The following is a 26,696-nucleotide window of genomic DNA, read 5'->3' as shown; positions in this document are numbered from 1 at the left end:
GCTCATGTTCATCATTCCAGACATTATTCCCGGCCGCCTTTCGATTGCTGCCCGGACAGACCGGGCAGTGCTGCTTGTGCTCTCCGCACCGCTTCCGCTGCCTTCACCGAACGCAAACTTTCCGTCACCGCACTGTACACAAGCCTGCCAATGGCTCCTCCGAGGTCGGTCGCAGTTCCGGCATACACATGCTCCGCTGCATAGCGGCGGCTCCCGCTCACCGCGAGCACGATGGCATCCGTTGTGGTCCCGGTTGCGATTAGACCGTTCTCGGAATCCGTGATTCCGAGATCTGCCAGTGCGGCAGCCTTCGCTTCCGTCGCCGTCATCACGGCATTGACCATAGCCGACGGCGACAGCCATCCGTCAATGCCGAGCATGATGTTAATCGTGCCCGGGCGGTAAGCCGCCAGCACGCTGCGCTGCGTTCCGGCACGGGCGGCATTGCCCGCAGCCGCTGTCACGCAGCACATAATCCCCGCAGAGCCGGTATCCTCCTCGGCAACTGCGACATGTTCAAGCGGAACTGCCGTCATCAGTCCGGCACAGCCTTCCAGCGGATAACCCCACTCCTGCAGCTTATTTTCCATATCCCGTACCGGATTGCTGCATTCGTAGTCCCGGGTGACATATTGGTTCACCGCCCGCTTCAGGCGGCCTGTTCCTCCGCCATACACTGCGCTTGATATACTGTCCGCCTCAGCCGGAAATTCCAGCAGCAGATGGCCTTCCCGCCACTCCAGCGTTAGTCCCTGCCAGACCCTGCTCTGGTACACCGCCAATCCACCGTCAAGATTAAAGGGTAGATTCACATTCACTTCTTTCACGTTACATCCGCTCCTCTCGCGCAGTAAACTATTCCTAAACCGACTATATCATTATATAGTATCTCGTTTTCTCTGTATCAAAGTTTGTAGCCTGCAAAAACAAAAAGCTGACGCCGGAAATCCGGACGCCAGCTTGCTCTGCCTCATGCTACTGCTGTTCAGTTTTGTCTAACAGTCTAAGAATCAGGGTCACGGCCTCTGCCCGCGTTGCCTGATCATTCGGAGCCAGCCGGTTATTGTCCTGGCCTTCAACAAGACCCGCTTCATAGGCGGCTGCCGCATACGGCTGACCCCATGAAGGAATAAGCTCCGCATCAGCAAAAGCTGCCTTAGCCTTGGAGTCTGTCTTCCATTCCAGCGCCCGGACAATCATTGTAATCATCTCCAGGCGGGTAATCTTTCCGCCGGGACGGAAGGACTGATCCGTATAGCCTGTAATCCAGCCGGATTTAACCGCAGCGGCAACATACGGCTTCGCCCATGGCTGAATGCTGCCTTCATCCGTAAAGGAAAGTCCGGATTGCGCAAGGTCCACCTGTAAGGCGCGGCCCAGGATCACCGCGAATTCACTGCGCGTAACGGCTCCGTCCGGACGGAAGGTTCCGTCTGCATAACCGTTCACCAGCTTGCGCTGCGCCGCAGTTATAATGCTCTCTTTTGCCCAGTGCTTCTCTACATCCTTGAACGCAGGCTGAGTAGCCATACCGCCATCGCCTGCATTTCCTGTGCTGTCCGTATTGCCGGTGGTTACGATAGTACCGGTATTCCCCGTGTTGTTGCCCGCATTCCCATTATTGTTGTTATTGCCATTATTGCCGTTATTGCTGTTATTACCGTTGTTACCGTTGTTGCCATTGTTCCCTGTATCCGTGCCTCCGTCAGGCTTGGTGTCTGCCTTTAGAACCGTCAATACGAAGCTTTTCTGCGCCTCTGCCCCGTCTTTCTTAAGGATGGCCGTCAAAGTCACCACGGTTGTGCTCGCCGGACGCTTAACTTCCCCTTTGCCCGAAATGATATCCGGATGACTTGAGGTCCAGGTAATTTCACTTCCATGCTCACCTGCTGCCGGCAAAATAACGTCTTTCGTAACCGAGGTCTGGAGGTCTCCTTCGGCATAAACAATTTCAAGCTTATCCTTATCTAAGTTAACAGCCAGCGGTTTCGGTAAATCACCTAAAGTTATCGTTACTGAGGCTGTATTTAACGGAACCGTAACGATACCTTTGGTGTTATCCATTATGCCTGCAGATACATCCGTAATATTGTTCACCATGCTCGGCAATTGGACACTGAAGCTAGCCTCTCCCGCACCAGCTTTCGCCTGGCTCAAGTCGCTGCTGAAGGTCACCACGAGCTGGTTATCTTGTCTTACAATGCTGTACCCTACTCTGCCGCCTTGCAAGGCGGGGTAATTTTGCACGCTAGCCACCTTATTATTGTTCTTGGCAGCATCCTTGACCCACTCCTTAGGGATACCGCGGCCTACAATAATCTCAGCCTTCTGGTTCTGATCATAAATCCGCTCGGCAATCAGAGAGTCAATGAGTACCTTGGAGTTAACGGATTGTCCCCACATATGCTGGGCCGATCCGCCGCCGCCCGGTGTATTCTGAAGGTTCAACTGCTCATTCGTCTGTGCCCAAGGACTTCCCGGAACGGGATAATTGATCCCTTCCCACCAGCTGAACGGCCCGCTCATCGAATTTTCAATCATGAATTCATAAGCTTTAATGCCCATATCCCGGTATTCTTCTCCGCGCAGCGCAGCGCTTCCGTATCCGGCGTTGTACGCGCTTGAATAAAAGCCATGCGGATACCCCCCGAAGTTGTACGGAGAATCTGTCGTATCCTCCTGAATACGCCGATTGATTCCATAGGAATACGTATCATCTAGCAGCTTCAGGTTGATGTTATCCTCAGGCTGCTCCGCCCCATACAGATATCCGTCCCAGTGCCATCTGCCAAACAGGAACATGGAAGCCCAGTTCGCATCTCTGGAGTCTCTCATCCGGTTCTCATCATTGGTTTCAACAACCGAGGCCGGAATATAATCAAGCCCTTCTTCTGTTATCGTCTGCTGCAGCTTGGCTGTGAATTTGGCCAATAAGTCGTCATACCTTGCTTTTGCCCACTCTGCCTCCTGCAAATAGGCTTCGTCATTCTTTATACGGTAGAGCTCGCGGGTTACATATTCATAGGCGGTCAGACCGGTCAGGGCGGAATAATTGTCGATCGTCCAGTTGCCCTCGGAATCAATCGCATACGTTTTTTTCATAATTCCGTCAGCGTTGCGGTCACTCTCGATGGTTCTCGCCCCGAATTTAACCCGCTTCTCAAATACGGTACCCGTGGAGCCGTCATCGGCGGTCATCTGCTCATCAAATATGGAGGCGTCACCGGTTTTACTTAAGTAAACCGCATAGGCCCACGGAATTTTCCAGTTCGTATCCCAATACAGGTTGCTGTCCACCTGCCCCGTCTCAATGTTTATTCCTCCTGTCAACGGGATACTCTTCAGATAATCCTGCGCATGGGCGAAATCCCCGCTCTGAATCAGGTTCACCAGAATGCCCAGCGTATCATGGGAGAATAACCGGGCATAGCCGTTCTCCCCCACATGCAGATACGTATCATCTTTAATAATCAGCGTATCGATATAGCCGGATTTGAACGCATTTTCAAGCTCACGGTTCGGTAAGCCGATATCCACTACTGCGGAGAGTCTCGTCAGCCAATAAGCCTTCATCTCACTGTAGTTGGCTTCGAAGGTTCCCAGACCCGCCACCTGCTCTTTGGTCAAGGAAGTAAACCGGGTCACGTTCTTGTCAAAATATTCATATTTATCAGCTTCAATCGCATATTCCCTGACAACGCTTTCCCCCGGCTGAACGGTGTACGTATTTACAGCGTCCGCATTGATTGGCACCAGATTGCCCGAGACGACCGGCAGCAGCGTGAGCTCGCCTGAATGATTCGTAGCCGTGACTCTGGAATAATTGACGACATAATCCTTATGGTCCAACGTATGTTTGTTGGCGAAGGTCTCAATCTTGTAGTCTACTTTATTCTTCGTATATTCACTGATCATTACCGGTAAATAACCTTCCCCTTTGGTCCACTTAATGTTGCTTGTGTCCGCAACTCCGAAGGTGACCATTTGTTTCAGGGCCACCGGACCATGCTGCTCCGGACGGCTTCCGCCGATTTGATACGATCCGTCCAGAAAAGCGAGCGAAGCATTCTTGTCTCCTTCGAAGCCGAAGGCCGCTGTCATTTGCGCATGGGTATCGTACTGGTATTTGCCCGCGGTCTTCAAGTTATGAACCGCTTCCAAAACAGCGGAGTAGGCGGTCAGCTTCTCGTTATCCGGGGCGTTGGCCTCCAGCGCCTTGGCGGCTTGCACAGCTTCATTCAAGGTGTTCAGGGAACTGAGGGTGTAGCCTTTAATAACGGCCCGGCTAATAAGATCGATCTGCCCGGCAATCGCCGCCATATCCATATTAATCTCCAGCTGGCCCCTTGCCGCCTGCAAATGGCTGAGCGCTGCATTGATCTCCTCCGGATCAGCATCAAAATCGTTCAAAACCAGGCCGGCATTAGCCAATGCGGCTTCGAGTGCAGACCACGACTGTACGGTGTACAGCCTGCTGTTGTAGTTAGATATGGCAATATCATCGATTAAGGCCTGCAAGGCGGTTCTGTCCACATCCGTATTCTTAATAATTCTTAAGATACCAGTGCCCAGATGTGCTTCGGATTGGAAGGCTCCGGAGACACTTTTGCCGAAAAATTCACTTGCCGTTTCCCCGTTCTTCTTCATGACCATCCAGCGGTATTTGCCGGCGGACAGATTCTTCTGTGATAAAACCAGAGCGTACCGTGTATTTCCGGCGAGACTGTAACGGAGTGGAATCGTAGTCATTTCACCGTCCGCAACACGGTCCCGTCCGACCACCGTCTCTGCAAGAGGAGCACCTGCCGGGAAGCCGGAAGGGTCTGTCCCATATAGCTTCACAGTCAAGTCACTTACGCTATTGGACATTTTCCTCACATTTACTTGTGCATACTGCATCTCGAAGCTCTCCTGAGCTGTAAAAGTCTGATATCTGTCCTGCTGATCCCCATTACTGCCAAATTCGTATTCATTCTCCGCAGCACCTGTGTAATCGACCATCAGATTGGTTTCTCTTCTTACCAGAGCCGCTTGCTTCTGCTCTAGAAGAGACAGGGCCGTGTCGATCTCCGCCTGGAGGGCATCCGGCTTGTCCAGAACACGCTTGGCTTCAGCTCTTGCCTGTACAAAACCCTCCCAGGATTCATCCGTATATACGCCTTGGAGCTTGTCTTTCACCTGATTATAGGCAAGCTGCAGCACGCTTTTGTCGGCTACCTCCTTGCTGCTTACCGCCAGTCCCGAGAAGGACATGTTACCGTACCGTGAAAGGGTTTCTGCCTGCAGACCCTCAACCTTTAATTGCACATTGGCGGGCACCTTAATTTGATACTTATATACTTCCGAGGTCCCCCCCGCACTGATTTCCTTCGTCTCCATGAGGTTCATATCCGCATAGATCTTCAAAGCAGCTTTAGCCTGCCATAGCCCGATGCCGAATACGACCGTTGACTCCTGCGGCTGCGGGGCAATTTGGAAGGTCCAGCCTACATCCCCGTATATCCCCGAATCTCTATTCTTGGGGAAAAACACGCCGAATCCGGTATCCTTGACAGCCCTTTCATAACCAGCCATGCCGTCATTCCAGGAATAGGACAAATAATTCCCGTCATTGCCCCTATCCGGCTTCCCTTCGGTACCTGTGGTATCGTTCCCGTACACGCTGAAGGTTACAGAGCTGGGAACGGCCTTTTTAATCTGAATGATGTCATCCGGGCCGTTGCCTTTCAGATGCAGCCAGTCTACATTCCCAACCTCCGACAGATCCAGCGCATACTCACCTTCTACTTTACTTTGGGTAATATCAAGTGCGGGGGAGCTTACAGCGGCATCTGCGGCATCTGCACCGTCTGCTCCATAGGCGGCCGGGGGCTGGCCAAGCGGGGTTGAGGATAGGACCAGTGAAGCCAGCAATAACATAACCGGAATTTTTGTGAGCGGTATTCTAGGCATCGTTAACCTCCTTATCTATTTGGTTTAAGCATATAAAAATCCGGTAAGTTTAAACATACGAATATCTTTACATCCAGCCGACTTTTTTTACCTCTTTACGGCCCGGCCATCCGGGTAACCGCAATGCCTGGGTTCATCCACGCTTAGCAACAAGTCTGCGGGGTGAACGCGTTGCCGATAACTATCCAGGTAACATACATTCTTCAAAACAACACAAAAAAACCGTTCCTGTAATTAATGGAGGTACCACCCGCCATTTCAAAAGGAGCGATTTCTTTGTACAGTCAATAGATGATGGACCCTACCGATAAGAGACTAGTTCCGTTCGGCGCTATAGCCGGCCTAATAAGTGGGGCTCTGTCAAGAAAGTAGACGTCACACAACGGTTTAGCAAGTGAATAGCTTATTTTTACGGACAGCAGAGACGTTAAGCCTGCGGAAAGCACCTGAGTGCCGGTTCTTACGGACACCAGCGCCTTTATTCCGCCCGAAAAGTGGAGCTGGCATATGAAAAGTGGTGGATAAGGGCTGTGGTGTCCGTAAACCCGTCAAAAGGGCCAAAGCACCTGAGTGCCGGTTCTTACGGACACCAGCGCCTTTATTCCGCCCGAAAAGTGGAGCTGGCATATGAAAAGTGGTGGATAAGGGCTGTGGTGTCCGTAAACCCGTCAAAAGGGCCTATTATGAGTGGTTAAGGGCTGTAGTGTCCGTATGGGTCAGATTTGGCTTGTATTTGGACCCGGAGAGATGGAATTTTTCCAACTGCTGTCCCGGAATTGTCTGGTTAAGGACAATTAAATGGCCTTTTTCCACTAATTTCTTGAGGAGAGACTGCGTGCACACCGGCAGCGAAGCGAGCCGAAGAACCGCTGGCGGCTGGCACGTAACGGCTGGCTTCTGGCCCCCTGCGGCTGGCGGCTGGCGCGTAACGGCTGGCGGCTGGCACGCTGACGGCTAGCACCTAACGGCTGACGGCTGGAACGTAACGGCTAACGGCTGGCACGCTGGCGGCTGGCGGCTGGCGGCTGGCACGCTCTCAACTGCTGCAGCTCTCAGCTCCCCGCCCGCAGCAGCGCCCCCAGCTCCCGCAGCAGCCGGGCATTGTCCGCCCGGCCCTTCACCGCGACGCGGATATGCCCCGGCTCAAGGCCGGGGTACATAGCGCAGCTGCGGACGAGAATGCCGCCCGCGCCCAGCCGCTGCTGCAGCTCCTGCGCGCTCCACGGAGCGGGCAGCCGCAGCAGCAGGAAGTTCGCTTCGCCCGGCGGCACTTCGCAGCCGAGCTCAAGCAGACCTTGGCGCAGCAGCTGCCGCTCTGCTGCGATCAACGCGCGCGTCTCCTGCCCGTAGCCGTCGCCGCTGCGCAGACAGGCTTCCCCGGCCAGCAGTGCCAGGCCGTTCACGCTCCAGGACACCTGCTTGCCGGTCATCGCCGCGGCAAGCTCCGGGTGTGCGGCGGTGAAGCCCAGCCGCAGCCCGGGAATGGCAAAGAACTTCGTCATCGAGCGCACCAGCACCGTATGACGGTAAGCCCCCAGCTCCGGCAGCAGGGATTGCCGGTCCGCCTCCGGGATGAAGTCAATGAACGCTTCATCCACCGCAAGAATCGTCCCGCAGGCTTCCGCCTTGCGGGCCAGCAGCCGCAGCTCGTCCAGCGGATACTGGACGCCGTTCGGATTATTCGGCTGGCCGAGGAACAGCAGATCCGTCTGCTCCAGCAGGCCGGAGATCTCGTCCACGGAGGCCCGGTAATCGCTGCCGCGGGTCCCCTGAACGGACAAAACCTCTGCACCGAACTGCTCCGCCAGCTGGCGGTATTCGGAGAAGCAGGGCTCGACGATGCCTACGCGGCGCGGAGCCACTGCCAGCAGAAGCAGGGCCATCGACTCGGCGGCTCCATTGGCAACGATAATCCAGTCCGTGCCCACTCCCAGATTTTCCGCGAGCAGCGCTTTCAGCCTCCGGTGTCCCGGATCAGGATAAGCTGTAATCGCGGAGACCGCATCCCGCAGCAGCGCGAGCACCCCCGGCGGCGGGCCCAGCGGATTAATATTGGCGCTGAAATCCAGGAAGCCGCCGCTATTCTCCCCGTATAGCTCGGCCGCTGTCAGCAGATCGCCGCCGTGTCCGTATTTTTCAAGCATGAGTACACTCCCTTTACGCTCAATCATTACTTCATTAATTTAATTGAACTACACTTATTTGAGTAGCAGATCAGCCGCTGCAAAAATCCTGCCCATAATACAACATTCTCCGCATGATCCCGGCAATAATCCAGAACTGTTGTATAAAAGGCAGCATTTCGTCCCCTCCAAGCGGTTTAGCAGGACAATTCTTGTATCTCATACAACAATCTGTGTGAAACTTAGCAATCCTTCACCCAATTATCGGCCTATTGCCGGAAGTACGTCAATGCTCTTACAGCAACGCACAGGTGCGCCCGGCATGATGATCCCAGGCACTTATCAAGCGGAGAAGTACCGGGCGAAGCTTATTCTGCCGGCAGAAGTCCGCTTACAGCCTCAATGGAGGGTAAACTGGCGGTCTTGCGTAACGCCAGCCGGATAAGTTAAACTTTCGATTTTGTGGAAATCTCTCTTTTAGTTTAGAATAAGTACAGCAGTTTACTATGGCCAAGCGGAGGAATCACTATGCTTTTTATCGATAACACCGGAATTACAGACGCATCGGTCAATCTGGCAATTGAGGAATTTGCACTCAAGAACCTGCCGATGGACGAGAGCTATCTGCTTTTTTATATCAACAGCCCGTCGATTATTATCGGCAAGCATCAGAACACCATCGAAGAGATCAACCAGGAATATGTGAAGGACAACAATATCCAGGTCGTACGGCGGTTATCCGGCGGCGGCGCGGTCTATCATGATCTGGGCAATCTGAACTTCAGCTTCATTACCAAGGATGACGGACAGTCTTTCCATAATTTCCTCAAATTCACCCAGCCGGTGATTGATTATCTGCAGTCGATGGGAGTGAATGCCGAGCTGAGCGGACGCAACGATCTTCAGGTCGGGGAGCAGAAAATCTCCGGCAATGCCCAATTCTCCACACGCGGACGTATGTTCAGCCACGGCACCCTGATGTTTGATCTTAATCTGGACGATGTGCAGGCTTCACTGAACGTAAATCCAGAGAAGTTCAAGTCGAAGAGCACCAAGTCTGTACGCAGCCGTGTTGCCAATATCAAGGAGCTGCTGGGCAACCCCGATATGACGATTGAGGAGTTCCGCGAAGGTCTGCTGCGTTCCATCTTCGGTATGGAGGCGTCCGAGGTTCCCCAGTACAAGCTGACCATGGATGACTGGGTGCGGATAGGCGAAATCTCCAAGGAGCACTACCAGAACTGGGACTGGAACTACGGCCTGTCGCCGAAGAGCAATGTGAAGCATACCCGCAAATTCCCGGCAGGATTGGTCGATATCCGCATGGACATTGAGGATTCCATCATCCGCGAGATCAAAATCTACGGGGACTTCTTCGGTGTCGGCGATGTGGCGGATGTGGAGAACGCGCTGCGCGGCAAACGTTATGCGGAAGCTGAAGTCAGAGAGGCACTGGCTGATCTCGATCTGAAGCATTACTTCGGCCGCATTGAGCCGGAGGACTTCATAGGACTGGTGTTTCTTGAGGAATAGGGTTCTGCACCGCAGACACCCGTCCGGCAAGCAGGTCCTTATATAGAACAAAGAACCCCGCTATCCTGCCGCATCCTGCGCAGCTGGTAGTGGGGTTCTTGTCTTGCCGTTCATCATTTGTATTGCCCTTTACACCAAAGAAGGCGTAAGCACAAAAACATAGACAACCAGCGCCAGCGTAAGCATTACGCACACCTTCTCCACCGCATTGCCTTTCTTCGTGCCGGTGCTCATCAGCTTCAGCCGCAGCTTGACCGGGAGCGGGGGCAGCGGCGTAATTCCGCGCTGGGTCAGGGAATCGGCCAGCAGATGCAGGCCGTAGGACATACTCCCGGCAATCCAGAGACTGCCGCCGTCATCCATGCCCTTTGATACAAAATACAGCAGCGCCCCCCAGCCGGCCACGGCATACAGCGTATGGGTGATTCCCCGGTGCGGGACAACGGAAGCTACGACCAGCACACAGGCGGCAATATAGTTCCATGGATCATAGGCATCGGCAAAAGCAAACAGCGCCAGCGCAATCAGCAGCATCACCAGATGCCTCAGCCTGCGGCCCGGCAGGAAAGACACACTGCCAACCAGCAGAGCCAGGGCAATATTCCACGGCGGAGCAGCGATTCCGGCAAAATAAAGATAAATAGCCGCCCCGATCAGGGATACCTGCAGGATACGCAGCAGAAACTCGGGAACTGCCTTGCGTACCAGCAGTGAATTCGGCTCGTCGATATCGGGCAGCAGCGAGCTGACCACCGCAACGGCGACGGCCGGAAGAGTGATTTCAAGCCCAAGTAAACTCATGGCGGACAAGGTAACCCCGGTGCTGATAACTAAATGGGATTTGCCCATCATGGTGAATCCGCTCCTTCATATGAGAGTATAATGATTCTGGATGCTCGAAATAAGAACAAGTGTGCGGTTATCGAAGTATACCAAGGCTTTCCTTTTTTGTCCAGCGTATAACGGGTTACAGGCTTCCTGTATCCCGTGCGGACACTGCCGCTACGCAGTTTCGGCTTGTCCTGCCCCCTGATTTAGGATACAATTTGGACAACTCATACGGCCCTGAAAGGATGACACCCTGTGAATCGCTCCCGAATCGCCGATCTAAGTCTGCTGCTGGTGGCGATGATGTGGGGATGTACGTTTCTTATTGTGCAATCTGCCGTCCGGGTACTGCCGCCGCTTGCCTTCAACAGCATCCGGTTTACAGGTGCTGCCCTGCTGCTTGCACTAATTACCGCCGTCTTCTACCGTCAGGAATGGAAGAAGCTAAGCTTACGTATGGTTCTGCATGCTCTGCTGCTGGGCCTGCTGCTCTTCCTGGGCTATGGCTTCCAGACCATGGGACTGCTGTATACTACCACCTCCAATACAGGGTTCATTACCGGACTGTCGGTGGTACTTGTACCTTTCCTGTCTCTGGCGCTGCTGAAGCATGCCATATCCCGTTACACCTGGTTCAGTGCCGGCCTCGCAGCGGTTGGCCTGTATCTGCTGACCTTCACCGGCTCTGCGTTCTCCCTTAATAAGGGCGATGGCCTGATCCTGCTCTGCGCCGCCTTCTTTGCGCTGCAGATCGTGTATACCGGCATATATGCGCCGCGTTATCCGGCTTTGCCGCTGGCCGCGCTGCAGCTTGCCTTTGTGGGCCTGTTCAGCGTTCTGGCCTCCCTTCTGGTGGATGGCCCCGCACCGCTTATACACAGCGGGGAGCTGCTCGCGAAGCCGGAAGTGCTCTGGGCCATGCTAATCTCCATCGGCCCGACCAGCGCCTTCGCCTTCTGGATTCAGACCGCCTGCCAGAAATATACCACCCCGTCCCGGGTGGCGATTATTTATGCCACAGAGCCGGTATTCGCTGCAGTAACGGGTCTGCTCTTCGGCGGAGAGACACTCGGCCTGCCCGCTGCGCTAGGCTGCGGATGCATTCTTGCCGCCATGCTGATGGCGGAGCTGAGTCCTGATCCGGCGCGGACGCAGGCAGAGGGCTAGCAGCATTTTATAGTTACATGCTTCAGACAAAAAGTCGTGCTTCCGTTCCCCTTCTTATAGAAGATTCCGCGGAAAGCCAGACTAAACCAACCTTTTAGGAGAGAACCCAAATGTACAAATTGATTGCTATCGATATTGACGACACCCTGATTAATGACGACAAGGAAGTTACCCCTGCCACTCAAACCGCGCTGGAACAGGCTGTTGCCGCAGGCGTTGTGGTTACCCTAGCTACCGGACGCGCTTATGCTTCCGCCCAGGCCATTGCCCGCCAGACCGGACTGAATGTGCCGATCATCACCTACCAGGGTGCATTAGTTAAGAATCTGCTGGATGAAGAAGTGCTCTATGAGCGTTATGTGCCGCAGGATGCGGTGCGCAAGCTGTTCCAGTACTGTGTGGAGCATGACCTGCATTTGCAGACTTACATTGACGACAAGCTCTATGCCCGCGAAGAGAACCAGAAGCTGATCGACTATTCCGCTCTGAACAAGACCCAGTACTACATTGAGCCTAATTGGGAAGAGAAGCTGGTCCCGCAAAAAACTCCAAAAATGCTCATTATCGACGATCCCGACTTCCTGGATGAGCTGTCCCCGATCCTGCGCAACCTGCTCGGTGATTCGGTTCACATCACGAAGTCCAAGCCGCATTTCCTGGAAATCATGCACCACGAAGGCACCAAAGGCCTGGCACTTGAATTCCTGGCCAAGCATTTCGGCTGCGAGCTGTCCGAGACCATCGCTGTCGGCGATTCCTGGAACGATCACGAGATGCTCGAAGCCGCCGGCCTCGGTGTCGCTATGGCGAATGCCATTCCTGCCCTGAAGGAAATTGCCGATTTCGTTACCCTCAGCAACAATGAGGACGGCGTGAAATTCGCCATCGATAAGTTCATTCTCGGTGTAGAATAACAGGCATACCTCCTAGCCGGGCATCCTATATGACAAAGGTGGCTTACCGCTGGTTCAGTTTATTGAACCGCTGTAAGCCACCTTTTATAATCCAAGAAGAAAGGAAGGTCATCCATGGAAGAAGTATCTGCTGCGGACCAGCTCGAATCCATTAAATCTTGGCAATCGACCATCAAAAAACTTGAAAATGCCTTTGCTCAAATGACTCAAAAGGGCACAAACATTACGCTGGTAAAGAAACGGCTCAATGCTTCACACATCGGCTTAGCGGTTCTGGAGAACGTCTGGAATCAAAAACCTCATCAGTACTCCCGTGAAGATATAGCAGAAACCCGCAAAGTTCTGATTGAAATAACCCCATCTGTTGAACATAGTTACGCTAAATCCAAGGCTGGCAGTCCACAAAAAACTCTTTTAGAAAGAAGACTCAAAGCCTTGAATCTGGCTGTTCAAGCGATTGACGCTCTCTCTGCCAAGTAGCGCGTAGCGCATGCTGAAAGCCAACAACTTAGCTGAAGAAGACTATTATAACGTACCTGCCGCAGCTGTCTCCTGCTTGAGGGGGGCCGTTCCGCCGCTGTTCAAGCTCTCACCGCCCAAAGAAGAATATTGCCCTTCCTCCACAGCCTCCTGCTCCAGCTGGGAATTATACAGCTCGAAGTACCGTCCCTCTGCCGCCAGCAGCTCCTCATGTCCGCCCCGCTCCACAATCTCCCCGTTCTCCATCACCAGAATAATATCGGCATTCTGGATGGTTGAGAGGCGGTGGGCGATGACCAGCGTTGTTTTATCCTTCATCAGCTTGCGGATCGCCTGCTGGACCATTTTCTCCGACTCATTGTCGAGAGCCGCCGTAGCTTCATCCAGCAGCAGAATCGGCGCATTCTTCAGCATCGCTCTGGCAATGGAGAGACGCTGTCTCTGCCCTCCGGACAATCTCGAACCATGCTCACCAATATCGGTGTGGATGCCTTCCGGCAGCTCCATCACGAAATCATAAGCGTTCGCCTGCCGCAGCGCTTCTATAATCTCTTCTTCCGTAGCGCCCGGTCTGCCGTTACCGATATTGTCACGGATACTTCCGGTATACAGACCCGACTCCTGGGGCACATAGGCGAAGTAACTTCTCAGCTGCTCAAGCTGCATCCCGGCAATCGCCTGATCGTTAATTGAAATCTCACCTGCATCCGGTTTGTAGAAACCGAGCAGCAGCTTGAACAGTGTGGATTTACCGCCGCCGCTCGGGCCCACCACGGCCATCTGCTTTCCGCGCGTTAACTCCAGATTAACCTTGCTTAGACTCTGCTTCTCACTCTCCGGATATCCGAACGACAGGTCTGCGAGCTGTAGCACATTGAAATCAGGCTGCTGCATCTGCTGGTCAGGCAGTATCTCAACCTCGGGAGCAGCATCCATCACTTCAAAAATCCGTTCCGCCGCACCCAGCGACTGCTGCATGGAAGCGACCAGGCCCGGCAGTACCGAGAACGGCCCCACCAGATAATTCATCAATTGGATGAATGCAATCATCGCCCCGACCTCAAGTGATCCTTTGGCCACAAACCACCCGGCAATGACCAGCGCGAGCAGGAAGGTAAGGTTGCCCAGCACAGAGGAGATCGCCCCCGTTGCTCCTTCGATTCTCGCCTTCTTCTTCTCCCCGGAGGCAATGCTCTCACTATATTCTATATACTGCTTCTGCAGCCTGCGCTCAATCGAGAACGCTTTGAACACCATGCTGCTGCCCAGGATATCATTCAGAAAAGCCGTCGTTCTGCTCATATTTCCCTGTACCCGTACACTGTTGGCACGCATCGCATTGCCGAATATTTTGCCGGTCAGGAACAGCAGCGGCCCTACGGACAGACAGATCAGCGCAAGCAGCCAGTTGATATAGATCAGATAAGCGAAGGAGGCCACCGCCAGCAGCGGATTGCGCAGCAGATCCATCATGACGTGCCCGCAGGCTTCGCCTACGGATTGATTATCGTTTGTGAACCGGGATAACAGATCACCCGAATGATTGCGGTCGAAATAAGACTGCGGCAAAGCCAGGGTATGTCCCATCATGTCCTGGCGCAGTTCATTTCTGATTTTGGCCGATATATTAGTTTTGAGATACACACTTAGAAAAGTGTTGATTCCGGCGACCGTCAAGAATATAACTCCGAACCAGGCAAGGTCTGTAAAAGCCTCTACGTCCAGACGGACCGCCGCATCCGTAATCCGGGACAAGAACCAGGCCATCGTCAGATCAAGGACAATACTAAACAGGGTAACTAGCAGTAATATGCTATAAATCAGCTTATGTCTGAGCATGTATGTACTTAATCTGGCAAAAGCACCTTTCTTCTTCTTCACATCATCATCTCCCTTTAGAATTCAACACCCCGCACCTTAGCGTACACCTTGCTGTCATGGAGTTCCCCGTCCGCCTCGCGTGTGCTCCGGCGCAGAATGCCGTCCAACGTGAACCCGGCACGCTCGGCGACAGCAGCGCTTTTGGCATTCCGCGCACTGCAGCGGATCTCAATCCGGCTGGCCTCCAGCTCTCTTATAGCGAAGGCGGTAATTCCGTTCACCGCTTCCGTGATGTATCCGTTGCCCGCGCAGGAGCTCCTGATCCAGTAACCTGTCTCGAAACGGCGGCAGTCCCAGTCGATATGATGCAAGCCGATGTTGCCTATATATGTGCCGTCCGCCTTGCTGTAGATCTGCATATTCAGTGTCGAGCGCTTCAGATACGCTACCCGCGACTCCCGGACATAGACCTCGGTCTCTTCCACCGCCGGCATGCTCTGGGCAAAAGGCATCCAAAGCTTCAGCTCGTTCAGACTCTCTCCAATGGCAGCATTCATTTCTGCACCGTCTCCCGGCCGTGCAGCACGCAGGAGCAGGCGCTCTGTTTCAAAGCTCTCTGGAATATCCAGCAGAATTGGAAGCAAATTCTCACTCATATCCATTTCATCCTCCACGTTAATCGAATATCGTTATATTATAGTGCCTCCTCCTTTTCTTGGAAATAATGAAAAATACACATTAGTTGCTTAAAATTGGAAGATGGGCTCATGATTCATTTACTTTCCGCGCTTCGATGCCTTTAGTTTACAGAGCTGGCGGGAAAGCGCCCAGCGGCGGCAGGCGGATTCGCGGGTCGGTCTTGGGGCTGAAAAATGTCGCTATTGCACAGCAAAAAACCGCCTTCAAAGCCACGAACAAAGCTCCTCAGCAGCTCCGTTCAGTACTCACAGGCGGTTCCGGGTAGATTGAACTTGAAATGATTCCAATGGGATGTTGTTCATAACTGCGGTGAATATTTGGACTTTCGGCCGCTGTTGTCACCAGATTTCTTGATTGTTACGATTGAACTTGAAATGATTCCAATGGGATGTTGTTCATAACTGCGGTGAATATTTGGACTTTCGGCCGCTGTTGTCACCAGATTTCTTGATTGTTACCGCTTTTAGCGGTAGAAATCCGGTGACAAAGGCAGTCGCTGGCGCTCCTACAGTTCCAAAATCCCCCTCCGTTATTCTCATCTGTTATTGTCTTCTTCAGTTCAAGCTATACAAGTTTATTATATTCAACTATATAGGCTGAACTTGAATACTTACGCATACTTAGCTTTCCTCAGTGAATGTTGTACGGAATACAACAATTACTTCCTAATATGGAGCGTAATCCAAAATTGTTGTATAAAAGGCATCATTTCCGCTCATCCAAACGGTTTAACGGGACAATTATTGTATTTCATACAACAATCTGTCCAATCATGTTGGTTTCTGGGGAGCCAAGTTGTAATACGTACAACATTTGCTATAAGCGTTGACCGGTTACTTGTTTAATTTTATTCAATAGTACGGTTTATTATAGTAGTCTGTTCTCACAGTTAATTCGACGATATAGTTGCTCACTGTTAATGGTCCGCCCACTTAGTATTTAGTCACTTAGTATTCAGTCACCTATCAGGCACTCACTTCGCACCACGAGTCTCCGCCGCTGTATACAGCGCCAGAATCTCCGTAACGACCTCCGCCGAGTTGGTGGCGGCGAGCTCCAGATGCGACTTGAATAATCCGGCCGCTTCTGATCCGGCTATGTCGGAGATCGCACGGACAGCAAGGAACGGCACACCGAATTGGTAGGCGGTTTGCGCAATAGCCGCACCTTCCATATCTGTAGCCTTAGCCGCAGGGAAGCGGCTGCGGATCTCATCAGCCCGCTCTGGCCGGCTGATGAACGAATCCGCCGTAGTAATCAGTCCGGTGACGACTGCCTCCGCCCTGGAAGTGCGGGCAATCACCTGCTTCGCCGCAGCCAGCAGATCGCCCGCGACCGGATAACGGTCCGGCATCTGCGGCACCTGCCCATATGCATAGCTGAATGCTGTTGCGTCCACATCGCTGTAGATCAGTTCCTCGGCGATGACCACATCGCCAACCTTAAGCTCCGGAGCCAAGCCACCGGCAGCGCCGGTATTAATAATGAGCTCACAGTGGAACCGCTCCAGCAGCAGCGTTGTAGTTACTGCCGCATTCACTTTGCCGATGCCGGACTGCAGCAGAACCACATCCAGCCCGTTTAGCCTGCCGGAATGAAGTCTTCCCACGCCTGCCTTCAGGCTACGCACATCCGTCATCCGTGACAGCAAGAGCGTTACTTCCTCTTCCATTGCGCCGATAATCGCAATACTCATGATGTTACAGCCCCCTGACCAATGATGTTCTGTTGACGCACACCGGACTCTGCCTGCTCTTTTTGTCCGCTATCGTCCATGTTCACTTTCCAGCCTGCTTCGTCCACATGCCTACTCCTGCAGCATCGATTGTCTGTGCCACTTCCCCGGTATCTAACGCCCGCCCCGGCCCTCCGGAGGAATCCCGGCGCCAACTGCCGACGAACCGCTCCAGTTCAGCCGCCGCATCCGCAATCCGCGCGGCAGTAATCACGCCGTGCATCCTGTGAATGGAGGCCTCCGGCACCGCCGCCCGTTCTCCCAGCTCCAGCAGATCGCCCGGAGTCAGGAAGTCCAGCCCCATATCCGCCAGACTGGCTGGCAGGCCGATCTGCCGGTAGAACGGAAGCAGTTCTTCTATCTCCGCGAAGTTCTCTTCCAGCGCAAGCTGAACCAGCACACCGTAAGCCACCTTGCTGCCATGCAGCAGGCTGTGGGCCTCCGGTATGGCCGTAAGCGCATCATGGACGGAGTGCGCACCGGCGGTGCGGCCGTAATCTTCACCGAAGCCGCCGACCAGTCCGCCCACCATGATGATCGTTTCTACCGTCCGGGTCAACGCATCATCCAGCACTCCCGCCGAGACGGCCGCGAGCGCTGCTGCACTGTACTCCAGCAGGTGATCACGGCATTTGCGCGCCGTGAACCAGGCCAGCTCCACTTCAACCGGAGGCGCAGGCAGATGGCGAATGATGGCGTCAGCCTCATACCATTTGGCCAGCGTATCGCCAATGCCGGCTGCCAGCAGCTCCGGCGGTGAAGCAGCGATGACGGCCGGATCAAGCAGCACCAGCGCGTTGCTGCGCGGGAACACATCGAAGCGGACATAAGCCCCCTGACTGTCGTACATCACGCTCAGCGAGGACCAGGCGGCGCAGGTAGCGGCCAGCGTCGGCAGAATAACTGCCGGCAGATTCAGCTTGGCTGCAGCAGATTTGACCACATCCGTGATCTTCCCGCCGCCTACAGCAATAATCGCCTGAAGCTGATGCTCTGCCGCATAACCGGCTATGGCATCACGCTCCCCGTAGGTGCATTCTCCGCCGTAGACATGATAATGGATCTCCGTTCCGGTAAGCTGCGGCCAATACCGCCCGGCCGCCGCCCAGGACTTCACACCGCGCACCACCAGTACCCGCTCAATTCCCCGTCTGCGCAGATGCTCCTCCAGGTCATTCCAGCTGCCCTCCCGGCAGACGAATTCCTGCGGTGCCGCGCGCACGATAAGACGTTCCGCCATAATGGTCCCTCCTTAAAAGTTGTGTAAGCCTACGCTTCTTGTATCACCTTCATACAAAACTTGCTTCGGAAGCATCCGCTTAAGTTGTGTAAGCCTACGCTCAGCCTAACAACCGCCTCAGCTTCAGCCTCATTCTTAGTCCCGCCGCGCCTTACGAGCCAAACGGTTCCCCGCAGACTGGATGCCCTGCACGAAAATAATCAGAATGGCCACGGTAACGATCATGACGAAGGTGTCGAACCGCTGGTAGCCATACGAGATCGCCAGATCGCCGATCCCGCCGCCCCCGACCGTTCCCGCCATTGCTGTGGCCCCAACGAGTCCGATCATCGCCGTGGTCATCGTCAGGATCAGCGACCCGAATGCCTCCGGCAGCAGGAAATGCCAGATCACCTGAAACGTAGTCGCGCCCATCGCTTCGGCAGCTTCCAGAATCCCCGGGCTTACCTCAAGCAGGGAGTTCTCGACCAGGCGTCCAATATAAGGCGCTATGTATACAACAAGCGGTACAATCGCTGCGCTGGTGCCAATAGAGGTATGCACAAGCAGCCGCGTGAATGGAATAATAGCTACAAGCAGAATGATAAATGGCAGCGAACGGACAATATTAATGATCGGATTAAGCACCGAATAGATGATTCTGTTCGGCAGCACACCGCCCGGACGTGTAATAACAAGGATGATACCGATGGGAATCCCCAGCAGCGCTCCAAAAAACAACGAAACCCCAACCATAACCACCGTTTCCCGCAGCGCCTGAAACAGCTGCTCCGAGGTAATCACTGTATCCAGCATTAAACCTCCACCTCCTGAATGTCCACACCCTGGCTGACGATAAAAGCCGCCGCCTGATCGATCACTGTATGCTCGCCGTGCAGCTGCAGAATCATTGTCCCCAGCGTTGTCTGCTGGATTTCCGTCATATTGGCGAACAGAATATTCGCATTGACTTCGAATCTGCGGATCAGGCTGTTAATAATCGGCTCCGAGGCTGTGCCTCCAACGAATTTCAGCCGGAACAGCCGCCGCCCCGGTTCGGCCTTCAGCGTGTTCAACACACTTTGCGGCACACTGTTATGAATAACCGTCTGCACGAAGCTCTGCGTAGTGGGGTGATGCGGACTGCCGAAGACATCCAGCACTTTGCCCTGCTCGATGATCTCCCCCTGCTCCATCACGGCAACCTTGTTGCAGATCTGCTGGATGACAGCCATTTCATGCGTAATGATCATAATGGTGATGTTGTACTCTTTATTTATTTTTTTGAGCAGCTCCAGAATGGATTTGGTCGTCTGCGGGTCAAGCGCCGAGGTCGCTTCATCACATAAGAGGACGGACGGATTGGTAGCCAGAGCCCGGGCAATGCCCACCCGCTGCTTCTGGCCGCCGGACAGCTCCTTGGGATAACTCTTCGCCTTATCCTCCAGCCCGGTGAATTTCAGCAGCTCGGTGACCCGGTCCTGTATCTCTTTTTTGCTCCGTTTCAGCAGCACCAGCGGAATCGCGATATTGTCGAATACGGTCTTGGATTCCAGCAGGTTGAAATGCTGAAAAATCATGCCGATCTTCTTCTTGGCCGCGCGCAGCTGCGCCGGATTGTACTCCGCCAACGGCTCACCTTCCACGAGCACCTCTCCGCTTGTCGGCCGCTCCAGATAGTTGACCAGCCGGATCAGGGTGCTTTTGCCTGCTCCGCTGTATCCGATGACGCCGTAAATATCACCCTTGTCCACATGCAGGCTTACCCCGCGCAAAGCTTCAATGGATTGGCCCTTCCGTTCAAATGTCTTGTAAATATCCCTTAGCTCAATCATACTGAGCCGCCCCCCTCAGGTCCGTGACCACCGTCTGCTTGAAAATACCTGCCGCGTCTATCCGGTCTACCGCTTCGTTCAGCCTGTCCTCGCTGTTCACCAGGCTGAGCCGCACGTACTGCCGCCCTTGTTCTCCAAAGCCTTCACCCTGTGCCACAGCCACCTGCGCTTCATCCAGCAGCCGCTGGGCGAAGGTTTCCGCTGTATAGCCTGAAGGCACTTTGAACCAGGCGAAGAAGGTTCCCTGCGGAGCCGGAACCTCCCAGCCGATGCCTCTTAGTCTCTCTACCAGCACATCGCGCCGCCGCTGATACAGGCTTCCCAGCTGCCTCACCGCATCCTGCGGTCCGAGCAGAGCCGCCGCTGCCGCATCCTGCACTGCACCGAACACGGTGCTGTACGCCTGCGTATGATAATGCTTCAAGGCAGCAATGATCGAAGCATTACCGGCGGCGAAGCCAAACCTCCAGCCTGCCATGTTGTAGGTTTTGGACACGGTATAGGTTTCGATTCCATAGGCTTTGCCGTCCGCATGCTGAAGCAGACTAAGCGGCTTGTGGCCATCGAAGCCGAACGCGCCATAGGCAAAATCATTCAGCACCGGGAACTTATAGCGGGCGGCCAGCTCCAGCGTCTGTTCCCAGAATTCTCCCGAAGCCACTGCTCCTGTAGGATTGTTGGGATAATTCAGCATCAGCAGCTTCACCTGCCGCAGGATCTCTTCAGGAACACGCCCGTAATCCGGCAGATAACCATCTTCCTCATAGACAGGAAGGGTATGAACCCGGGCTCCCGCCAGCTGGGCTGCGGCATGATAGGCCGGATAAGCCGGATCGGCGGTAAGCATCAGATCCCCCGGATTCAGCAGACTCTGCGGAATACCGACCACCCCAATGCCTGAGCCGCTGAACACTGCAATTTCATGCTCCGGATCGAGCTCCACGCCATACTCCCGTTTATAGAAGACAGCTATGGCTTCAAGCGTACTTTTTTTACCGTAAAACGGCGGGTAGCCCTGATTCTCCGGTTTATCGATTGCCGCTTTCAGGGCATCAATTATGGGCTGCGGTGTGGGCTGATCCGGGTTGCCGCTGGCCAGATCGATCACGTCTATCCCTTTGCTGCGGTAATCGGCGATTCTGGCTTTCAGCGCGTTGAAGTAATTTCCGGACAACTCTTTTACAACATTAGCGGGTTCAAAATCCATATCACTTACACCTCTTCACAGGATCTCTGAGACTTCAAGCTTCAGGCTGGAATATACAAAGGCGATCTGCCACTTCTCCCTGACAGGGAAATGACAGATCACCGGGTAGCGCTATAATGGTTTGTTATTTCGTAAAATAGTCCGGTAGCTTGTAGCCTTCATAATCCGGATTCGATGTGATGTACTCCTGGAACTCAGCAGAATGGTAGCCCTCGATGATATCTTTTACAAATTGAGCATCCTTGTTCTTGCTGTCGACCGCCACGATATTCGTGAACGGGTCCGTCATGTTCTCCAGCTGCAGTGCCGTGGTCAGCTTAATATTGTTCGATACGGCGAAGTTCCCCTGAATAGCAGCGTAATCCACATCCTCCAGTGCGCGCGGGCCCTGGGCCGGCTCAGTGGCAATGAACTTCAGATTGTGGGGATTGGATGTAATATCAGCCAGTGAAGTCTGCAGCGGATCAATATCCTCCTTAAGTGTAATCCAGCCCACATCCTTCAGGACGTTAAGCGCACGGAGCATATTCACCGGTTCGTTCGGCAGGTTGACCTGATCACCGTCGCTGACTTCATCCAGGCTGGTGTGTTTTTTGGAATAGAGGCCCATCGGCGGAGTAGGAACCTTCACCACACCTACCAGGTCGATTTTCTCACGCTCATTGATAGATTCGAGGTACAGGGAATGCTGGAAGACGTTAGCGTCAATCTCGTCATTCGCTACAGCCACATTCGGCTGAATACCATCGGTGAATTCTTTATAAGTAATGGTGTAGCCCTGGCTCTCCAGATAAGGTGCAACACCGTTCTTGAACTGGTCACTGTAAGGTCCGGGATTGAAGCTGATACGCAGCGTCTTCTTTGCTTGTCCGGAGGAATTACTGCCTGATCCGGCAGCATCACTGTTATTACCGCAGCCTGCGATAACCAAAGTGGTGGCAATGACTAATAGCGCGGAATGAATCCATTTTTTCTTCAACATGTAAGTTCTCCCCCAATGTATATATTTCTTTAGAAACCCAAGCCAGACGATCCGGCAACAACAACCGACAATTAAACCCAGTAAAAGCATCAGAATTAAGTTGATTCATATGTTACAATGCATTAATATTCATGTCAACACATTTTAATTAAGATGATTGGATTAATCGGCTTTGTCTATTTACATCTTTTATACGTTGTGATAGTTTGATATGAAAAGCTTGAAAGGAAGAGGAATAACATGGCGAAGGTTGAAAGTTTCCAATTGGATCATACGAAGGTAAAGGCCCCTTATGTGCGGGTTGCAGGTACGGAGAAGAATGAGAAAGGCAGCACCATCCAGAAATATGATTTGCGCTTCCTGCAGCCGAATGCGGATGCATTGCCTACTGCCGCTGTCCACACCCTGGAGCATTTGCTGGCCACTTATTTGCGTGATGAGCTGGAGGGCATTATTGATATCTCCCCGATGGGCTGCCGGACCGGCTTCTATCTGATTATCTGGGATGAGCATAACCCTGCCGATGTCGCAGCAGCGCTGACCAAGGTTCTGCATAAAGTACTGGATACAGAGATTGTTCCTGCGGTATCTGCACTGGAATGCGGCAACTACAGAGACCATTCCCTATTCAGCGCCCAAGAGTACGCCAGACAGGTTCTGGATGCCGGCATCAGCGATGATCCCTTCAGAAGCTAGAGTGAGAGGAAGCCTGCTGCCATGCTGAACATCGATTTCACGGAAAAAACACTGGTGGTCACCGGAGGTCTGACCGGGATCGGCAAGGGCATTGCCGATTTGTTCCTGAAGGCTGGCGCGAATGTCGTAATCGGCGATATCGCCTGTAAGCCGGGGGTGGAACAGATTCATGAGCGGCTGGTGCAGATCCGCATCGACGTTACGTCAGGTGAGGATGCCGCGCGGCTGATAGCATGCGCGGTGGATTCTTTTGGCCGGATCGACTTTCTGGTGAACAACAGCGGGACATCGACGATGGACTTTGCCGTTGACATCAAGGAGGAAGACTGGGATAAGGTAATGGATATCAACGCCAAGGGCGTATATCTGGTCTCCCAGGCCGGGGCGCGCCAGATGCTCCGCCAGGGCGGCGGCGGCCGGATCATCAATATTGCCTCACAGGCGGGCAAGAACGGCTACCGCTGCATGGGCAATTATGTTGCCTCCAAGCATGCGGTCCTTGGTTTCACCAAGGTCATGGCGCTGGAGCTGGCCCGGGAGCAGATTCTTGTGAACGCGGTCTGTCCGGGCATCGTCGAGACGGACATGAAGAAGCGCGAGCGTGTGGAAGGTGCTGCCCTGCGCGGAATGACACCGGAGGACATTCTCGCCGAGGACCGCTCGCAGGTCCCGCTCGGCCGGACGGCTGAACCGGAGGATGTAGCGAACGTAGTGCTGTTCCTCGCCAGCCCGCTGGCCTCCTACATGACCGGCCAGGCGATTAATGTCACCGGCGGCATGACGATGAACTAACGCAAGCGGAAACGGCTTTGCCGTCCTTTTAGAGGACGGTACCGTTTCAGCGAGAAATAGAAGAATAAGTTATCATGTAAAACCTATCAATTCTTATATTTCAAAATAACCCCACAAAGCGGGGACCCCGATAACTTTTAAAAGCTATAATTACAATAAAGGGACTTCACCTGCGGCAAGCGCCGCCGGGTGAAATCCCTTTTTAACAGATTCGCCATATGAAATTGAATTTCAACCTTCTATTTCTCCCAAAGCTCAATCAGCCGGCCGTCAGGATCTTTAATCCACACAAACTTGCCGAATTCGCTGCTCTCTTGTTCCTTGGCAAGCGGTATACCCATTTGTTCCAAGTGCTTAAGAGTCTCGTTCAGATCATGTACCTGGAAATTTAACATCACCTGTTGTTCGGCCGGAAAGGAGCTGTCATCCTCCGCAAAGAAAGAAAAGATCGTCTCATTCCCGGATTGGGGCTTAATCACAGTCCCGTTCCAATTGTCGATTTCAAGCTTCAGCACATCACTGTACCATTTTTTCACAGCCTCAAGATCATTGGTTCTCCAGAATACTCCTCCGAGACCTTTTATCATCGCCTCCGACTCCTCTCCATCATCACATTGTCAGCTGGCCGATTATGTTAGATATTCGAGTTCTGAGCCGGAGTTCCTTCTGACTAAGCATTAAATAAAGTCTATCTGAATTTGCGGAGGCTGCGTAAGAACGAAAGTTGAGGTTTGCCGCGAATGCTTCCGTCCGCCAACCACCACCTCATTTTCATCATACCCGTTCACACGCCCTCCGCCCGTCATCTTTCCGTCTGTTATCACCAGAACATAGCTGCCGAAAAAAACAGCATTATCCAGCTCAACATCATGCTGCAGCGTTCTCATGTTCATGTTCACCCGCGCTTACAGCAGATCTGCTGTTAACTATATTCATATAGGCCTCGAAGTCGTGTGCATTGGAAGCATCCATATAATCTATAATAACCTGTGGCAATGATGGTTCATTTTGACTCATCAGTATCTTCACTCCTGTCCGTGATCTTCTCTGCTAGCCGGGCTACCGGCCAAGCTCACAAGTCCACTATACGCCCTGTAACAGGACGGCATTATGTCATATTAGGCAGGAGATAAATTCAGCAGCGGTTTGGTCTGCACACGTCTCGCAGCATTTTTATGATTGTAATATGACATAATGCCGTCTAATTAGGAGTGCTATATTGGGCAGACGATATACTAACTTGCTATAAGGGAGAAGAGGAATAGATATGAATATTAACGAGGCGGCATTACGTTCCGCTCAAATCAGACAGCTCTATCATCAATTGGAACGGCAGCATCATGATAAAGAGTGGACAGTCGAAGAGGATGCACTGGCATTTCTTACAGATGCCGGATTGGTGGGCCGTCTGACCATGTCACAGCAGGGGCGCTGGCTGGCTCAAGGGGATACTGCAGTTGAACTGGAGCATAAGCTTGGCGAATGTGCGTGGTGGCTGATGGTTTTGGCTGAACGGATGAATATTGACTTCGCTGCAGCGCTGGATACCTTCTTATCCAAAACAGAGAAGCTGCTTGGGCAAGAATAATTAGGGTTGTATGTAAAGAAGCTCCGGGGCATCCGGAGCTTCTTTGTTTGTATATACGCGGATCGTTCATGCTGAAGTCACCCGCTGATCCGATGCTCAGGACTCCTCACGATACAGCGGAAGCCTCATCCCGGTAACGGCAAGGGTGACCTTCTCCGGCAGAATATAATCCTTCTCCAGATTCACATCATGGGACATATGCGTATATACCGCGCGGCGCGGCTGTACAATCTCCAGCAGGTCTGCCGCCTCCGTCATGTCATATACAGAACGGGTGGACAATTCTGCCGCCTCGTAATAAAAGCTGGTCCCCAGCACCAATAAGTCTGCTCCGTGCATATGCTTCGTTTCCTCCGGTGTGAGGGAGATGGAGTCCGGGCAATAAATCCAGACATAGCCGTTCTTCTCCAGCCGGAAGGCGTAGGAGTAGCCGTTCTTGCCGTGGTTGACCCGCCACGTGCTGATCTGCCAGCCGTCCAGTGTAATGCCGTCATCGCAGGGAATCATGTCAATATGCCCGCTTAGCCACGGGTATTGGCGCAGGATCACGGGAATCACCTCCGCCGGAGCGTAGAGCTCCCCCCTGAAGCCCATCCAGCGGCAGCTGTCCGCCCATTCCGGCAATCCGCCGATATGGTCGAAGTGCGCATGCGTCACCAGCAGCCGCTGCATGCTGCGGTGCCCCAGCAGCTCCATCTGCTTGCGCCAGTCCGGTCCGCAGTCGATCGTCAGAAAGCCGCTGCCGTTATCTATAAAGACAGAAGAACGCAGCCGGTTATTGCGGCCGCTTGTTCTTGCTTCCGTGCAGGTTTCACAGTCGCAATAGACCCGGGGTACGCCCATGGCATCCCCTGTCCCCCCCAAAATCAATGTATCCATAAGCCCGCCCTCCTTCATTGTGCAATATTTCAGTGTGTCTCAATCTGTATATTATAAAACAGGAGCCGTCCCTTTGCATCCCGAATCCCGACGCCTCCCCGCCGCAACACGAAGACGAACAAACTCATCCTAACGGGTGAATCAAGCCGGGCTTATCCAGCCCGTGCGGCCTGTGCAGCTTATGTAGATTATAAGACCACCTCACATTGCTCTATACAGACTACTTTCTCCTGCCGCCCACTTTCG

General features: G+C 53.3%; 22 protein-coding genes. 7 read left to right on the top strand and 15 right to left on the bottom strand.

The genetic code is table 11. The features are described 5' to 3' along the window. Positions 1 to 23: 23 nt before the first annotated feature. From QW71_RS09260 to cobD, 3 genes are all read right to left on the bottom strand, one after another. On the bottom strand, positions 24 to 827 hold the full coding sequence (locus QW71_RS09260; RefSeq protein WP_235441429.1) for an adenosylcobinamide amidohydrolase: 804 nt from the start codon (positions 825 to 827) through the stop codon (positions 24 to 26). Positions 828 to 975: 148 nt separating this feature from the next. Further along, positions 976 to 5,952 carry an S-layer homology domain-containing protein gene (locus QW71_RS09255; RefSeq protein ID WP_052769943.1) on the bottom strand — a complete coding sequence of 1,659 codons (4,977 nt, stop codon included), beginning with the start codon at positions 5,950 to 5,952 and terminating at the stop codon, positions 976 to 978. 1,052 nt (positions 5,953 to 7,004) lie between these two features. Further along, positions 7,005 to 8,096, bottom strand: a complete 1,092-nt coding sequence (cobD, locus tag QW71_RS09250; RefSeq protein ID WP_039296510.1) for a threonine-phosphate decarboxylase CobD — start codon at positions 8,094 to 8,096, stop codon at positions 7,005 to 7,007. A 507-nt stretch (positions 8,097 to 8,603) separates the two neighbouring features. On the opposite strand from cobD, the gene QW71_RS09245 reads away from it, so the two are divergent. Then, a complete protein-coding gene (locus tag QW71_RS09245; protein WP_039296507.1) occupies positions 8,604 to 9,608 on the top strand; it encodes a lipoate--protein ligase in 1,005 nt (334 codons plus the stop codon). A 129-nt stretch (positions 9,609 to 9,737) separates the two neighbouring features. Here QW71_RS09245 and QW71_RS09240 read toward each other — a convergent pair whose 3' ends face one another. Continuing rightward, positions 9,738 to 10,460, bottom strand: a complete 723-nt coding sequence (locus tag QW71_RS09240; protein WP_039296505.1) for a metal-dependent hydrolase — start codon at positions 10,458 to 10,460, stop codon at positions 9,738 to 9,740. 231 nt (positions 10,461 to 10,691) lie between these two features. Here QW71_RS09240 and QW71_RS09235 point away from each other — a divergent pair, with 231 nt between their 5' ends. The 3 genes from QW71_RS09235 (at position 10,692) to QW71_RS09225 (ending at position 12,997) form a co-directional block, all read left to right on the top strand. Beyond that, on the top strand, positions 10,692 to 11,603 hold the full coding sequence (locus QW71_RS09235) for a DMT family transporter (protein ID WP_039296502.1): 912 nt from the start codon (positions 10,692 to 10,694) through the stop codon (positions 11,601 to 11,603). Positions 11,604 to 11,713: 110 nt separating this feature from the next. Further along, positions 11,714 to 12,517 carry a Cof-type HAD-IIB family hydrolase gene (locus QW71_RS09230; protein WP_039296499.1) on the top strand — a complete coding sequence of 268 codons (804 nt, stop codon included), beginning with the start codon at positions 11,714 to 11,716 and terminating at the stop codon, positions 12,515 to 12,517. Between the two features lie 114 nt (positions 12,518 to 12,631). Next, positions 12,632 to 12,997 carry a hypothetical protein gene (locus QW71_RS09225; RefSeq protein WP_039296496.1) on the top strand — a complete coding sequence of 122 codons (366 nt, stop codon included), beginning with the start codon at positions 12,632 to 12,634 and terminating at the stop codon, positions 12,995 to 12,997. Positions 12,998 to 13,042: 45 nt separating this feature from the next. Here QW71_RS09225 and QW71_RS09220 read toward each other — a convergent pair whose 3' ends face one another. From QW71_RS09220 to QW71_RS09185, 8 genes are all read right to left on the bottom strand, one after another. Further along, the gene (locus QW71_RS09220) at positions 13,043 to 14,878 is read right to left on the bottom strand and encodes an ABC transporter ATP-binding protein (RefSeq protein ID WP_052769942.1); all 1,836 of its coding nucleotides are present in this window, start codon (positions 14,876 to 14,878) and stop codon (positions 13,043 to 13,045) included. A gap of 14 nt (positions 14,879 to 14,892) precedes the next feature. Further along, positions 14,893 to 15,474, bottom strand: a complete 582-nt coding sequence (locus QW71_RS09215) for a GNAT family N-acetyltransferase (protein ID WP_306766031.1) — start codon at positions 15,472 to 15,474, stop codon at positions 14,893 to 14,895. Positions 15,475 to 16,490: 1,016 nt separating this feature from the next. Next, positions 16,491 to 17,213, bottom strand: a complete 723-nt coding sequence (locus QW71_RS09210) for a 5'-methylthioadenosine/adenosylhomocysteine nucleosidase (RefSeq protein WP_039296493.1) — start codon at positions 17,211 to 17,213, stop codon at positions 16,491 to 16,493. 82 nt (positions 17,214 to 17,295) lie between these two features. Then, complete coding sequence (locus QW71_RS09205) at positions 17,296 to 18,492, bottom strand: iron-containing alcohol dehydrogenase family protein (RefSeq protein WP_063776439.1); 1,197 nt, start codon at positions 18,490 to 18,492, stop codon at positions 17,296 to 17,298. A gap of 135 nt (positions 18,493 to 18,627) precedes the next feature. Beyond that, positions 18,628 to 19,287, bottom strand: coding sequence for a methionine ABC transporter permease (locus QW71_RS09200; protein WP_039296489.1), 660 nt, complete (start codon positions 19,285 to 19,287; stop codon positions 18,628 to 18,630). Beyond that, the gene (locus tag QW71_RS09195) at positions 19,287 to 20,306 is read right to left on the bottom strand and encodes a methionine ABC transporter ATP-binding protein (RefSeq protein WP_039296486.1); all 1,020 of its coding nucleotides are present in this window, start codon (positions 20,304 to 20,306) and stop codon (positions 19,287 to 19,289) included. Before QW71_RS09195 ends, QW71_RS09200 begins: the two co-directional genes overlap by 1 nt. Then, positions 20,299 to 21,513, bottom strand: coding sequence for an aminotransferase class I/II-fold pyridoxal phosphate-dependent enzyme (locus QW71_RS09190; protein ID WP_039296483.1), 1,215 nt, complete (start codon positions 21,511 to 21,513; stop codon positions 20,299 to 20,301). The genes QW71_RS09195 and QW71_RS09190 overlap by 8 nt, the downstream gene beginning before the upstream one ends. Before the next feature lie 124 nt (positions 21,514 to 21,637). Next, the gene (locus QW71_RS09185; RefSeq protein ID WP_235441428.1) at positions 21,638 to 22,495 is read right to left on the bottom strand and encodes a MetQ/NlpA family ABC transporter substrate-binding protein; all 858 of its coding nucleotides are present in this window, start codon (positions 22,493 to 22,495) and stop codon (positions 21,638 to 21,640) included. A gap of 240 nt (positions 22,496 to 22,735) precedes the next feature. Between QW71_RS09185 and QW71_RS09180 the strand changes: the two genes are divergently transcribed. Together QW71_RS09180 and QW71_RS09175 are read left to right on the top strand one after the other, a co-directional pair. Continuing rightward, a complete protein-coding gene (locus QW71_RS09180) occupies positions 22,736 to 23,191 on the top strand; it encodes an S-ribosylhomocysteine lyase (RefSeq protein ID WP_039296482.1) in 456 nt (151 codons plus the stop codon). 21 nt (positions 23,192 to 23,212) lie between these two features. Next, positions 23,213 to 23,983: an SDR family NAD(P)-dependent oxidoreductase gene (locus tag QW71_RS09175; RefSeq protein WP_039296480.1), complete on the top strand. Its 771-nt coding sequence runs from the start codon at positions 23,213 to 23,215 to the stop codon at positions 23,981 to 23,983. Positions 23,984 to 24,222: 239 nt separating this feature from the next. Here the strand turns inward: QW71_RS09175 and QW71_RS09170 are convergent, their stop codons facing one another. Next, positions 24,223 to 24,570 (bottom strand): VOC family protein, encoded by a 348-nt coding sequence (locus tag QW71_RS09170; protein WP_039296478.1) that lies wholly within the window; start codon positions 24,568 to 24,570, stop codon positions 24,223 to 24,225. Between the two features lie 90 nt (positions 24,571 to 24,660). Further along, positions 24,661 to 24,870, bottom strand: a complete 210-nt coding sequence (locus tag QW71_RS09165) for a hypothetical protein (RefSeq protein ID WP_039296476.1) — start codon at positions 24,868 to 24,870, stop codon at positions 24,661 to 24,663. A gap of 380 nt (positions 24,871 to 25,250) precedes the next feature. Between QW71_RS09165 and QW71_RS09160 the strand changes: the two genes are divergently transcribed. After that, complete coding sequence (locus QW71_RS09160) at positions 25,251 to 25,571, top strand: MazG-like protein (protein WP_039296472.1); 321 nt, start codon at positions 25,251 to 25,253, stop codon at positions 25,569 to 25,571. Positions 25,572 to 25,667: 96 nt separating this feature from the next. Here QW71_RS09160 and QW71_RS09155 read toward each other — a convergent pair whose 3' ends face one another. Beyond that, positions 25,668 to 26,450, bottom strand: coding sequence for an MBL fold metallo-hydrolase (locus tag QW71_RS09155; RefSeq protein ID WP_039296469.1), 783 nt, complete (start codon positions 26,448 to 26,450; stop codon positions 25,668 to 25,670). Between the last annotated feature and the right edge of the window lie 246 nt (positions 26,451 to 26,696).

The organism is Paenibacillus sp. IHB B 3415 (assembly GCF_000802655.2).
GTDB classification, from domain to species: domain Bacteria; phylum Bacillota; class Bacilli; order Paenibacillales; family Paenibacillaceae; genus Paenibacillus_AQ; species Paenibacillus_AQ phytohabitans.
The sequence above is the reverse complement of the archived record's forward strand: the minus strand, read 5'-3'. Positions and strand labels throughout refer to the sequence as shown.

What these genes read in the sequence shown, in the direction of transcription:
- QW71_RS09255 (WP_052769943.1), bottom strand. Translation starts at nt 5,952, where the DNA reads ATGCCTAGAATACCGCTCACAAAAATTCCGGTTATGTTATTGCTGGCT.
- cobD (WP_039296510.1), bottom strand. Translation starts at nt 8,096, where the DNA reads ATGCTTGAAAAATACGGACACGGCGGCGATCTGCTGACAGCGGCCGAG.
- QW71_RS09245 (WP_039296507.1), top strand. Translation starts at nt 8,604, where the DNA reads ATGCTTTTTATCGATAACACCGGAATTACAGACGCATCGGTCAATCTG.
- QW71_RS09240 (WP_039296505.1), bottom strand. Translation starts at nt 10,460, where the DNA reads ATGATGGGCAAATCCCATTTAGTTATCAGCACCGGGGTTACCTTGTCC.
- QW71_RS09230 (WP_039296499.1), top strand. Translation starts at nt 11,714, where the DNA reads ATGTACAAATTGATTGCTATCGATATTGACGACACCCTGATTAATGAC.
- QW71_RS09225 (WP_039296496.1), top strand. Translation starts at nt 12,632, where the DNA reads ATGGAAGAAGTATCTGCTGCGGACCAGCTCGAATCCATTAAATCTTGG.
- QW71_RS09215 (WP_306766031.1), bottom strand. Translation starts at nt 15,474, where the DNA reads ATGAGTGAGAATTTGCTTCCAATTCTGCTGGATATTCCAGAGAGCTTT.
- QW71_RS09210 (WP_039296493.1), bottom strand. Translation starts at nt 17,213, where the DNA reads ATGAGTATTGCGATTATCGGCGCAATGGAAGAGGAAGTAACGCTCTTG.
- QW71_RS09205 (WP_063776439.1), bottom strand. Translation starts at nt 18,492, where the DNA reads ATGGCGGAACGTCTTATCGTGCGCGCGGCACCGCAGGAATTCGTCTGC.
- QW71_RS09200 (WP_039296489.1), bottom strand. Translation starts at nt 19,287, where the DNA reads ATGCTGGATACAGTGATTACCTCGGAGCAGCTGTTTCAGGCGCTGCGG.
- QW71_RS09195 (WP_039296486.1), bottom strand. Translation starts at nt 20,306, where the DNA reads ATGATTGAGCTAAGGGATATTTACAAGACATTTGAACGGAAGGGCCAA.
- QW71_RS09190 (WP_039296483.1), bottom strand. Translation starts at nt 21,513, where the DNA reads ATGGATTTTGAACCCGCTAATGTTGTAAAAGAGTTGTCCGGAAATTAC.
- QW71_RS09185 (WP_235441428.1), bottom strand. Translation starts at nt 22,495, where the DNA reads ATGTTGAAGAAAAAATGGATTCATTCCGCGCTATTAGTCATTGCCACC.
- QW71_RS09180 (WP_039296482.1), top strand. Translation starts at nt 22,736, where the DNA reads ATGGCGAAGGTTGAAAGTTTCCAATTGGATCATACGAAGGTAAAGGCC.
- QW71_RS09175 (WP_039296480.1), top strand. Translation starts at nt 23,213, where the DNA reads ATGCTGAACATCGATTTCACGGAAAAAACACTGGTGGTCACCGGAGGT.
- QW71_RS09170 (WP_039296478.1), bottom strand. Translation starts at nt 24,570, where the DNA reads ATGATAAAAGGTCTCGGAGGAGTATTCTGGAGAACCAATGATCTTGAG.
- QW71_RS09165 (WP_039296476.1), bottom strand. Translation starts at nt 24,870, where the DNA reads ATGAGAACGCTGCAGCATGATGTTGAGCTGGATAATGCTGTTTTTTTC.
- QW71_RS09160 (WP_039296472.1), top strand. Translation starts at nt 25,251, where the DNA reads ATGAATATTAACGAGGCGGCATTACGTTCCGCTCAAATCAGACAGCTC.
- QW71_RS09155 (WP_039296469.1), bottom strand. Translation starts at nt 26,450, where the DNA reads ATGGATACATTGATTTTGGGGGGGACAGGGGATGCCATGGGCGTACCC.